Raw genomic sequence first — 12,395 nt, 5'->3', positions numbered from 1 at the left:
GGAATTTGTAAATTTCACACATGAACTACTTAGCGCATATTTATCTTTCTGGAGATAACGATTTGGTAACTGTTGGAAACTTTATAGCTGATGGCATAAAAGGTAATAGTTACCAAGAATACGATAGAGATATACAAATAGGCATATTACTCCACCGGCATATAGACACATATACTGATTCTCATAAAACCGTTAGAAAGAGTACAAAACGTCTACATAAAAAGTATAGCCACTATTCAGGTATTATTGTTGATATTCTTTATGATCATTTTTTAGCAAAAAACTGGGATAATTATAGTGATACGCCTTTAAAAGACTACGTGAATAATTTTTACAATTCCTTAGAGCATCATTATGATATTTTACCTAAACGTATTCAAAAAATGATGCCCTATATGATTACAGATAATTGGCTTTTAAGTTATGCATCTATTGAAGGCATAGCAAAAGTTTTAGCTGGTATGAATAGGAGAACAAAGAATAGATCTAGCATGAATGAAGCTACAGAGGAATTGCAAGAGTTTTATACAGAATTTGAAGAAGAATTCACTAGTTTTTTTAATGAACTTATTACATTTTCAAATGAAAAAATTATTGAACTAAATGCAAAATTATCATATTAATTGTGCTATAAAATCAAATTTTTGAATTTCGATATAACTCATTTTAAAGCGATAACGTGCTGATAGTCAATACAAGTTATCGAGAGGATAAGGCAAGCATCGGTTTTTATACATTATATTTCTGTAACCGAATGATATTTGATACTTTAGACCCTTAAAGCCTCAATCTGCACAATTATAATGAAACTGAAAAAAACAATAAAAATTATTCTAGGAGTTGTTATTTTTTTAACACTTCCAAGCCTTCTTTTTTTCGGTTTTCTATATTTTAAACATCATCAAGACTTGCCAAATGGCACCGAGGGTAAAGCTGCTGACGATTTAGCTACTAAAATGCTGGTGGCATTAAATTATGAAGCATATACTAGTACCGATTATATTGAATGGACTTTTAAAAACCGACGACACTATGAGTGGGATAAAACTAAAAGTACATGTGACGTATTTTGGAAAGATTACAAAATAAGATTAGATTTAAAAGATCATACAGAAAGTAAAGCTTTTGTACATGGGTTTACTATAGAAGGAGAGATGGGGCAAGATTTAGTTGATGAAGCTAAAGAGTATTTTAAAAATGATGTATTTTGGCTTATTGCACCTTTTCAAGCTTTTGATAAAGGGGTATCTCGAAAACTTGTTGTTCTACCTGACGATGAAAAAGCCCTCCTAATAACCTATAGCAATGAAGCGTCATACTTATGGCGATTTGACGATTCAGGAAAGCCAAAAAGCTTTAACATGTGGGACTCTAACACCCCAATAGATGGTTTATCTGCCTCATGGAATGATTGGCAAATTGTAGAAACAGGTATGAAACTTCCTAAATTTCATAAAATATTGTTTTTTGGTATGGAAATCTCAGATATTAAAACCGATTAGTTTATAAGATCTTTTCTTAAAAAACAATACTCGGTATTAAAACTCAATCTTTAACGCTTTTATAACATTACCCCATCTTCGTTTTTAACTTCAAAAAACGTAACTTCGCAACTTTGCGTTGCTATGACTGAATTTGAAGAAAAGATAGAAGTTAAGGGTGCACGCGTGCACAACTTAAAAAATATTGATGTATCCATTCCAAGAGAAAAACTAGTTGTTATTACTGGGTTATCTGGGAGTGGAAAATCATCATTAGCTTTTGATACCATTTATGCTGAAGGACAACGCAGATATATAGAAACATTTTCAGCTTACGCAAGGCAGTTTTTAGGTGGTCTTGAACGCCCTGATGTTGATAAAATTGATGGTTTATCTCCCGTAATTGCCATAGAGCAAAAAACTACCAGTAAGTCTCCACGCTCTACCGTTGGAACCATCACAGAGATTTATGATTTTATGCGTTTATTATTTGCTAGAGCAAGTGATGCTTATAGCTATAATACTGGCGATAAGATGATAAGCTACAGTGATGAACAAATAAAAGCACTAATTCTTAAAGATTTTGAAAATAAGAGAATTAATATTCTTGCTCCTGTAGTTCGTTCTAGAAAAGGACATTATAGAGAATTATTTGAGCAGATAGCCAAACAAGGTTTTGTTAAGGTAAGAACTGATGGTGAAATTAAAGACCTTGTTAAAGGCATGAAGCTAGATCGTTACAAAACGCATGATATTGAAATAGTAATAGATCGTATAGTAGTAAATAAAGATGTTGATAACAACAAAAGACTTTCTGAAAGTATAAATACTGCAATGTATCACGGTAATGACGTACTAATTGTTATAGACCAAGATACAAACAAAGCACGCTATTTTAGTAGAAATTTAATGTGTCCATCTTCAGGAATATCATACCCAAATCCAGAACCTAATAATTTTTCATTCAATTCTCCAAAAGGTGCCTGTCCAAATTGTAATGGTATAGGAGAACTATATCAAGTTAATGAAAAAAAAATCATTCCAGATGATACGCTATCTATAAAAAATGGAGCCTTAGCACCTCATGGTCCAGAAAAGAAAAGTTGGATATTTAAACAGTTTGAAACCATAGCCCAACGCTATAACTTTAAACTCAGTGATGCATTTAAGGATATTCCAGATGAAGCTAAACAAGTAATTCTTTATGGCGGTAATGAAAAATTCTCTGTTGAAAGCAAAACATTGGGAGTTACCCGCGATTACAAAATAGATTTTGAAGGGGTTGCTAATTTTATTGAGAATCAATACAAAACAGCAGATTCAACATCTTTAAAACGATGGGCAAAAGCCTATATGGATAAAATTAAATGTCCAGTTTGTGAAGGTTCTAGATTAAAAAAGGAATCCCTTTATTTTAAAATAAATAATAAAAACATAGCAGAACTTGCAAATACTGATATTATTGAACTAACTAAATGGTTTAATAGTTTGCATGAAACCTTATCAACTACACAATTAAAAATTGGGGAAGAAATCTTAAAAGAAATTAAGAATCGTTTACAATTTTTATTGGATGTAGGGTTAGATTATTTATCATTAAACAGAAGTTCTAAATCCCTTTCAGGTGGAGAAGCCCAACGAATTAGATTAGCTACACAAATAGGGTCGCAATTAGTTGGCGTGCTTTACATTTTAGATGAGCCCAGTATTGGCTTACACCAAAGGGATAACCAAAAGCTCATAGACTCTTTGGTATCGTTAAGAGATATTGGTAACTCCGTAATTGTTGTAGAACATGATAAAGACATGATAGAACGAGCAGATTATGTTGTAGATATAGGCCCAAAAGCAGGAAAACATGGTGGAGAAATTATTAGTATTGGTAATCCTGAAGAATTAAAATCTCATAACACACTTACCGCAGATTATTTAAATGGTAAAAAGGAAATTGAGGTTCCTAAACAAAGACGTAAAGGCAATGGGAAATTTCTAGAGCTAAAAGGGTGCACTGGTAATAATTTAAAAAATGTATCTGTAAAATTTCCTTTAGGAAAAATGATTGGAGTTACTGGTGTCTCAGGAAGCGGTAAGTCTACATTAATCAACGAAACCCTCTACCCCATTTTAAATGCACATTATTTTAATGGTGTAAAAAAGCCAATGCCTTACAAAAGTATTAAAGGATTAGAACATATTGATAAGGTTATAGATATTAACCAATCCCCTATAGGAAGAACACCAAGAAGCAACCCCGCTACTTACACTAAAACGTTTGACGAAATTAGAAGTCTTTTCGCTAAGGTACCTGAAGCTATGATAAGAGGTTACAAAGCTGGTAGATTTAGTTTTAATGTAGCAGGTGGACGTTGCGAAACATGTAAAGGCGGTGGTTTACGAGTTATAGAGATGAATTTTCTTCCTGATGTATATGTAGAATGCGAAACATGCCATGGCAAACGTTTTAATAGAGAAACACTAGAAATTCGATATAAAGGAAAAAATATTAGTGATGTTTTAAACATGACTATCAATGAAGCCGTAGACTTTTTTGAGCACATACCTAAAATATATCGAAAATTAAAAACAATACAAGATGTCGGCTTAGGCTATATTACGCTTGGACAGCAAAGCACAACCCTATCTGGTGGAGAAGCGCAGCGTATTAAGCTCGCCACTGAATTGAGTAAAAGAGATACAGGCAATACCTTATATATTTTAGATGAACCCACCACAGGTTTACATTTTGAAGACATAAGGGTATTGATGCTTGTACTAAATAAACTTGTTGATAAAGGGAATACTGTGCTTATTATTGAGCATAACTTAGATGTTATAAAAACAGTAGACCATATTATTGATATTGGGTACGAAGGTGGTAAAGGTGGCGGACAAGTAGTAGCCGAAGGTAGCCCTGAGAAAATTGTTAAAGACCAAAAAAGTTACACAGCCAAATTTTTAAAAAAAGAATTAAATTAAAAAATAAATACCCGAAAGGGGCATACAAATACTATAACAATGAGAAAAGAACAAAGGCATAAAAGCTGGAATGAAATAAAAACTAATGATTCTTGGGCCATATTTAAAATTATGGGAGAATTTGTTTCAGGGTTTGAGAAAATGAGTAAAATAGGGCCTTGTGTCTCTATTTTTGGATCAGCCAGAACAAAGCCTGAAGATGAATATTACCAACTTGCTGTTAGAGTTGCTGAAAAAATTGTAGAATCTGGATATGGTGTTATCACTGGTGGCGGACCAGGAATTATGGAAGCTGGTAACAAGGGGGCACACCTTGGTGGAGGAACATCGGTTGGTTTAAATATAGATTTACCTTTTGAGCAGCATGATAATCCATACATAGATTCTGACAAGGTTTTAGATTTTGATTATTTCTTTGTTCGTAAAGTTATGTTTGTTAAATATTCGCAAGGATTTGTAGTTATGCCTGGTGGCTTTGGAACTTTAGATGAGTTATTTGAAGCCATAACATTAATTCAAACGCATAAAAGTGAAAAATTTCCAATTATACTTGTTGGGAAAACCTTTTGGCAAGGACTAATAGATTGGATTAAATCTACTTTGTTAGAAAAAAATGGTAATATTAGTCCAAAAGACATGGATTTAATTCATCTAGTTGATACTGAAGATGAGGTAATTGAAATCTTGGATACATTCTATGAAGAATCAAGATTAACACCTAATTTCTAAATCATTACTAAGCCTTAAACTAAGTATGCATCATATAATTTGCTATATTGGTGCGCCTTATTACAAATCTTATAAACTAAAAATTACAATTTGAAGTTCAGGTTTTTAGCTTACTTATTACTGCTAACATATTGTACAATAGGTTACAGTCAAAATATAATCGACATTAAAGCAAAATTTGATGTTGAGAACAAACTAATTACCATCTCACAAACTATTAGTTACAAAAACACTTCAAAAGACACCTTAAAAACAATTTATTTAAACGACTGGAGTAATAGCTATGCTTCTAAAAAAACAGATCTGGCTATACGATTAGCCGATGAATATATTAATAGGTTTCATCTTGCTAACGATGAACAACGTGGCTATACAAAAATGACTTCAATACTGCATGGAAAAGATAGTTTAACTTATACAAGGTTAAAAAATCAGATTGATGTTATTAAAATTAACATGTTACAACCCGTACTTCCAGATCAATCGTATAGCATAAAACTCAATTACATTGTTAAAATACCAAGTAGTGAATTTACTAGTTATGGCTACACAAAAGAAAATGATTTTAATTTAAGGTATTGGTATATTACGCCCGCTATCTACAATTCTGATTGGCAATACTATAGCAACAAAAATATAAATGATTTATTTAAACCAAAATCAGATATAAAACTAGAGCTTACTTATCCTAAAAACTATAGGTTAACATCAGAATTAAACATTATTGAATCTTTACAGAACACTGATCATACAACTAAGATATTGCATGGAAAAGATAGAATTAACAGTAAGCTATATCTTAGTAAAAACTCAAAATTTAAATCAATTAAGAATGATAATATTGAGATAGTTTCAGATTTATATGATAACAACTTGCAAGTTGTAGATAAAGTTTTAATTAATGATAGAATCATTAATTATATAACAGATAATCTTGGAGCTTACCCACATGAAAAACTACTACTTACAGAGATTGATAATACAAATGACCCAGTTTATGGGCTAACCTCTTTACCAAAATTTCTTCAACCTTTTCCAGATACGTTTGAATATGAAATGCGGCTATTAAAAGTAGCATTACATAACTATCTTGAAAACACATTATTGGTTAACCCCAGAAAAGACCATTGGCTTTTAGATGGTATTCAAATATACTTTCTAATAAAATACATTGAAGACAACTATCCTAATGTGAAGTTTTTGGGAAAATTAGCTGAGATATGGGGTATTAGATCTTTTCATGCTGCTGATTTGCATTACAATGATAAATACAAGCTTGGATTTATGAGCATGGCAAGGACCAATAGGGATCAACCATTGTTAATGCAAAAAGACTCTTTATTAAAGTTTAATAGCAGTATTGCAAATAAATATAAAGCTGGAATTGGGTTGAAATACCTTGATGACTTTATTAATCATAATGTATTTGAAGATGCCATAAAGCCATTCCTAAAAAAAAATAAGCTTGAGCAGACATCATCTCAAGCGTTTGAAACCTTTTTAAAATCTAGAACTGAAAAAGATATCGATTGGTTTTTTGAAGATTATTTAAAAACCCGAAAAAAGATTGATTTCAAAATCAAAAAGGTTAGCAAAACAGAGGACTCCATCACTCTAACCATTAAGAATAAGCGTGATAATAGTATGCCTGTATCACTATATACGCTTAATAATGATAGTATCATCTCTAAATATTGGGTAGAAAATATAGAAGAACAAAAAACCATTACAATACCCAGAAATGAAGCAAATAAGCTAGTGCTTAACTACAATAACGCTGCACCAGAAATTAACTTAAGAGACAATTGGAAATCACTTAAAGGGTTCTTTTTCAATAACAAACCCCTACAATTCAGGTTATTTCAAGATGTTGAAGACCCAAATTACAATCAAGTATTCTTTATGCCAATAGTGGAGTTCAATAACATTTATGATGGACTCAATTTGGGAGCCAAAGTATATAATGCCACTTTACTTAGAAGAAACCTAAAATATAAAATACAGCCACAATATTCCCTTGGCTCAAAATCAATAACAGGAGGTGCCTCTGCATTTATGACACATTATCTTGAAAATAGAGATTTGTTTGCAATAACCTATGGTGCCAGTTACTCCTACAGGTCTTATGCCGAAGATTTATTTGTAAGTCGTATAACACCTTCTATTGCCTTTTCTTTCAGAGAAGATGACGATTTTAGATCTAACAAAAGACAATTACTCCGCTTAAGATTCTTAGACTTTAATAGAGATAAAGATCCTCTAAACCCTAATAGTAGTGATGAGCCAAATTACTCGGTATTTAATGCTCGTTATATACATTCTAATGATAATTTGATAAATTTTAGTAAGTGGTATGCAGACTTTCAGGTAGCAAGAACCTTTAGTAAACTGTCTTTTAACTATGAATTCAGAAAACTTTTTGAGAGTAACAGACAGCTAAATTTACGTTTTTTCTCTGGTATCTTTTTAGATAATAACAATGCAGCAGATTCTAACTTTTTTAGTTTTGCCTTAGATAGGCCTACAGATTATCTTTTTGAATACAACTATTTAGGGCGCTCTGAATCCTCAGGTATTTTTAGCCAACAATTCATTGAAGCGGAAGGTGGTTTTAAGTCTAAACTAGAAGTCCCATTCGCCAACCAGTGGATGGCCACTACTAACATAAGTACAACACTGTGGAAATACATTTTAGCTTACGGCGATTTTGGACTAGTTAAGAACAAGTTTAATCCTGCAAAATTCGTTTATGATTCTGGGGTTCGCATTAATTTAGTAACTGATTATTTTGAAATTTACTTTCCAGTGTATTCCAACTTAGGTTGGGAAATTGCACAACCCAATTACGATCAGAAAATTCGTTTTAGGTTTACTGTTGACCCTGAATCGCTTTTGGGCCTTTTTAGAAGACGCTGGTATTAACATATTCTTTTATATTCAATGTTTTTTTTGAAAATAATAAAAAATATTTTCGTTTTTATATTGAAAATTACATTTTTAGCATCTTTTTAACATCTGATTTAATTGCAAAATCTACTTGAATTTCGTAATTTCGCAAGCGCTTATCAATCAACCAAAACATGCAATCACTCACTGACTTGAAAGACAACATATCCTTTGATGATTTTAAAGCTGAAGTCTTAAAAGACTATAAAGTTGCAGTAACAAGTAGGGAATGTAGTTTACTTGGAAGGCGTGAAGTACTTACAGGTAAAGCAAAGTTTGGCATCTTTGGAGATGGTAAGGAAGTGCCACAATTAGCAATGGCTAAAGCATTCAAAAAAGGAGATTGGCGCTCTGGATATTATAGAGATCAAACCTTTATGATGGCTATTGGAGAATTAACCGTAGAGCAATTCTTTGCTGGCTTATACGCTAATACAAACTTGGAGCTTGAGCCAATGTCTGCAGGAAGACAAATGGGGGGGCATTTTGTAACCCATAGTCTTGATGAAAATGGTAATTGGAAAGATTTAACAAAACAATACAATTCCAGTGCTGATATATCCCCTACTGCCGGACAAATGCCACGACTTTTAGGTTTAGCTCAAGCTTCTAAAATTTTTAAAGAATTTGAAAATGTTAATGCAGCTAAGTTTTCAGTTAACGGTAATGAAGTCGCGTGGGGAACTATAGGAAATGCTAGTACAAGCGAAGGCCTTTTCTTTGAGACTATAAATGCTGCAGGAGTACTACAAGTTCCTATGATTACAAGTATTTGGGATGACGAATATGGTATTTCTGTACACGCAAAACACCAAACTACAAAAGAAAATATTTCTGAAATCCTTAAAGGGTTTCAAAGAGATAAAGACAATAAGGGTTTTGAAATTCTTCGTGTTAAAGGATGGGATTATGCTAATTTAATTGAAACCTATATAGAAGCTGGCACAATTGCCAGAAATGAGCATGTCCCAGTAATCATTCACGTAACTGAACTTACACAACCGCAAGGGCATTCAACATCTGGTTCGCATGAACGTTATAAATCTGGTGAGAGATTAAAATGGGAGTCAGAATATGATTGTAACAAAAAGATGCGTGAATGGATTATTGAAAGCAACTTCGCTACCAATGAAACCCTCACGAATATTGAACGCACTATAAAGCGTGAAGTAAAACAGCAAAAAACTAAAGCGTGGAACACCTTTCTAGATCCAATTAAAAAAGAAAGAAACGAGCTTGTAACTTTAATACATGAGCTATCAAAATCAAGCTCTAACAGTGTTTTTATTTCAAAACTTAAAGAAACATTAGAAGTTATAAGCGAACCTACGCGAAAAGACATCTTATCTCATGGGCGTAAGGCTTTACGGTATGTAATTGGAGAATCAACCCTAGAAAGCACAAAATTAAAAAATTGGATTAATGAACGTTTTAAAGCTATTCAACATGAATTTAGTTCGCATTTATATTGTGAGACTGATAAGTCTGCACTACACGTAACTGAAGTTAAACCAGCATATAATGATACTTCTGAATTAGTAGATGGAAGAATCATTATTCGTGATAATTTTGATGCTATTTTTAGTAAGCATCCTGAAACTCTAGTATTTGGTGAGGATACAGGTAACATTGGTGACGTAAACCAAGGTTTAGAAGGTTTACAGGCTAAATATGGAGAACTAAGAGTTGCTGATACAGGAATTAGAGAAGCTACTATTATAGGTCAAGGTATAGGAATGGCACTAAGAGGCTTACGACCAATTGCAGAAATTCAATATTTAGATTATGTCTTATATGCGCTTAATGTAATTAGTGATGATTTAGCTACAACACACTATCGCACAAAGGGCAGACAAAAAGCGCCTTTAATTATTAGAACTCGTGGGCACCGACTTGAAGGCATTTGGCATTCTGGTTCTCAAATGGGTGGTCTGTTAAACCTTATTCGGGGTGTTCTTGTTTTAGTACCTAGAAATATGACTAAAGCAGCTGGGTTCTATAATACCCTTTTAGAGAGCGACGACCCTGCCTTAGTAGTGGAATGTTTAAATGGCTATAGATTAAAAGAGCGTCTGCCTGCTAATATGGGCAACTTTAAAACACCAATTGGAGTGGTTGAAACCGTTAAAGATGGTTCAGACATTACTCTTGTATCCTATGGATCAACATTAAGACTAGTTGAAGAAGCAGCAAAACAACTTACAACAGTAGGTATTGACGCAGAAGTCATCGATATTCAATCATTAGTTCCGTTTGACATACACCATGACATTGTAAAAAGTATTGCCAAAACTAATCGTATTGTAGTAATTGATGAAGATGTGCCTGGTGGAGCATCTGCATACATAATGGATAAAATCCTTAACGAACAGAATGCATTTGAATTTTTAGATAGTGCGCCTAAAACCATGTCCGCGAATGCACATAGACCAGCTTATGGCAATGATGGAGATTATTTCTCAAAACCTTCTACGGAGGATATCTTTGAGTTCGTTTATGACGTTATGCACGAATTGAGTCCTATCGATTTTCCAAAATTGACATAAATAAAAGATTTTATCAGTTACAATTTCCTTTTTTACACTTGAAAATTTTATATGAAAGCCGTAAATCTTCCAGAAATAAAAAAAGAATTAAACATGCTTTCTAGTGCTGAATTGCAACAGTTGTGCTTGCGGCTAGCGCGCTTTAAAAAAGAAAATAAAGAGCTACTTACCTATCTTCTATTCGAATCTCATAATGAAACTGGTTATATACAAACAGTAAAAGGTTTTATTGATAGTGAATTTGAATTGATCAATACTAACAATTTCTACTATATAAAAAAGAGTATTCGTAAGATTTTACGAAATATTAAAAAATTTATTAGATACTCTCAACAAAAAGAAACAGAAGTGGAACTGCTACTTTATTTCTGTGGAAAATTAAAAGATTTTAAGCCAAGCATAAAACGAAGCACTCAATTACAAAACATGTACCATCGCCAGATACTACTAGCTAAAAAAACAGTTGCTAAACTACATGAAGATTTACAATATGATTATAATGTAATGCTGGAAGATTTAGAATAGAATCAATAATTAAATTGCAAAAAGTAAATACAACTACCTACTTTACCTATAATACTAAACATTTTGACAGTGTATCCTCGTAGATAGCTTCATATTTCGGCACTATAGCATGTAAATCAAATTTTTCCGCTTGATGTCTAGCGTTTACTTTAAAAGCTTTAAGTCTTTGCTCATCACTTAAAATATGTAATGCGTTTTTTACCATATTATCAATATCTCCAACATCACTTAAAAATCCAGAATAACCATTAACATTCACTTCTGGTATACCTCCTGTGTTACTTGAAATAACTGCAACTCTAGATGCCATTGCTTCTAAGGCTGCTAAACCAAAACTTTCAGTTTGAGAAGGTAATAGGAATAAATCACTAAAGCATAATATTTTGTCTATTTCATTACTTCTTCCAAAGAAAATTACCTTATCTAAAATGCCCAAGTCATCACACTGTTGTTCAACATTTTCCTTTTCTGGGCCTTCACCTATAAACATCAACTTTGCAGGTATTTCTTTTTGAATACCATAGAATACCTTGATCACATCTTGAACACGCTTTACAGGTCTTAAGTTACTGATATGAGTAATAATTTTTTCATCATCTGTTGCCATCATACCACGTTGACAATCTGTAAAACTGTTATTATACTTATCTAAATCTATGAAATTAGGCACTACATGAATGTCATTTTTAATATCAAACAGCCTCATTGTGTCATCTTTCAAACTCTGGGACACTGCTGTAACTGCATCAGACTTATTGATACTAAAGGTTACTGCAGGTTTATAAAAAGGATGACTACCTACAAGCGTGATATCTGTACCATGAAGCGTTGTTACTATAGGAACGTTAATGCCTTCTTCTTGCAACATTTTTTTTGCCATATACGCAGCATAAGCATGTGGTATTGCGTAATGTACATGTAAAATTTCTATATTGTGCAATTTTACCATATCAACCAACTTACTAGACAATGCCAGTTCATAAGGCTGATAATGAAATAATGGGTATTCTGGCACATTAACCTCATGATAATGCACATTGTTGCTTACAAGCTCCAATCGTACAGGTTGATTATAAGTTATAAAATGTATTTCATGTCCTCGTTTAGATAATTCTAAACCTAATTCTGTAGCAACAACACCACTACCTCCAAATGTAGGGTAACATACAATACCTATTGTCATATATCTTAT

General features: G+C 32.7%; 8 protein-coding genes. 7 read left to right on the top strand and 1 reads right to left on the bottom strand.

The annotated features are described in order from the left end of the window. Positions 1-20: 20 nt before the first annotated feature. The 7 genes from EYD46_RS02895 (at position 21) to EYD46_RS02865 (ending at position 11,203) form a co-directional block, all read left to right on the top strand. Entirely contained in the window at positions 21-623 is a 603-nt protein-coding gene (locus tag EYD46_RS02895) for an acyl carrier protein phosphodiesterase (RefSeq protein WP_130935543.1), read from the top strand. 180 nt (positions 624-803) lie between these two features. After that, on the top strand, positions 804-1,502 hold the full coding sequence (locus EYD46_RS02890) for a hypothetical protein (protein WP_130935542.1): 699 nt from the start codon (positions 804-806) through the stop codon (positions 1,500-1,502). A gap of 123 nt (positions 1,503-1,625) precedes the next feature. Next, entirely contained in the window at positions 1,626-4,457 is a 2,832-nt protein-coding gene (gene uvrA / locus EYD46_RS02885) for an excinuclease ABC subunit UvrA (RefSeq protein WP_130935541.1), read from the top strand. A gap of 39 nt (positions 4,458-4,496) precedes the next feature. Continuing rightward, positions 4,497-5,186 (top strand): LOG family protein, encoded by a 690-nt coding sequence (locus EYD46_RS02880; protein WP_130935540.1) that lies wholly within the window; start codon positions 4,497-4,499, stop codon positions 5,184-5,186. 90 nt (positions 5,187-5,276) lie between these two features. After that, positions 5,277-8,108, top strand: coding sequence for a gluzincin family metallopeptidase (locus EYD46_RS02875; protein WP_130935539.1), 2,832 nt, complete (start codon positions 5,277-5,279; stop codon positions 8,106-8,108). 158 nt (positions 8,109-8,266) lie between these two features. Beyond that, complete coding sequence (locus tag EYD46_RS02870; RefSeq protein WP_130935538.1) at positions 8,267-10,678, top strand: alpha-ketoacid dehydrogenase subunit alpha/beta; 2,412 nt, start codon at positions 8,267-8,269, stop codon at positions 10,676-10,678. A gap of 51 nt (positions 10,679-10,729) precedes the next feature. Next, on the top strand, positions 10,730-11,203 hold the full coding sequence (locus EYD46_RS02865) for a hypothetical protein (protein WP_130935537.1): 474 nt from the start codon (positions 10,730-10,732) through the stop codon (positions 11,201-11,203). 46 nt (positions 11,204-11,249) lie between these two features. Here EYD46_RS02865 and bshA read toward each other — a convergent pair whose 3' ends face one another. Beyond that, a complete protein-coding gene (bshA, locus tag EYD46_RS02860) occupies positions 11,250-12,386 on the bottom strand; it encodes an N-acetyl-alpha-D-glucosaminyl L-malate synthase BshA (protein ID WP_130935536.1) in 1,137 nt (378 codons plus the stop codon). Between the last annotated feature and the right edge of the window lie 9 nt (positions 12,387-12,395).

Origin of the sequence: Hyunsoonleella pacifica (assembly GCF_004310335.1) — a bacterium.
Taxonomy (GTDB): Bacteria; Bacteroidota; Bacteroidia; order Flavobacteriales; family Flavobacteriaceae; genus Jejuia; species Jejuia pacifica.
This window is presented reverse-complemented; position numbering and strand designations above follow the sequence as displayed.

What these genes read in the sequence shown, in the direction of transcription:
- EYD46_RS02895 (WP_130935543.1), top strand. Translation starts at nt 21, where the DNA reads ATGAACTACTTAGCGCATATTTATCTTTCTGGAGATAACGATTTGGTA.
- EYD46_RS02890 (WP_130935542.1), top strand. Translation starts at nt 804, where the DNA reads ATGAAACTGAAAAAAACAATAAAAATTATTCTAGGAGTTGTTATTTTT.
- uvrA (WP_130935541.1), top strand. Translation starts at nt 1,626, where the DNA reads ATGACTGAATTTGAAGAAAAGATAGAAGTTAAGGGTGCACGCGTGCAC.
- EYD46_RS02880 (WP_130935540.1), top strand. Translation starts at nt 4,497, where the DNA reads ATGAGAAAAGAACAAAGGCATAAAAGCTGGAATGAAATAAAAACTAAT.
- EYD46_RS02870 (WP_130935538.1), top strand. Translation starts at nt 8,267, where the DNA reads ATGCAATCACTCACTGACTTGAAAGACAACATATCCTTTGATGATTTT.
- EYD46_RS02865 (WP_130935537.1), top strand. Translation starts at nt 10,730, where the DNA reads ATGAAAGCCGTAAATCTTCCAGAAATAAAAAAAGAATTAAACATGCTT.
- bshA (WP_130935536.1), bottom strand. Translation starts at nt 12,386, where the DNA reads ATGACAATAGGTATTGTATGTTACCCTACATTTGGAGGTAGTGGTGTT.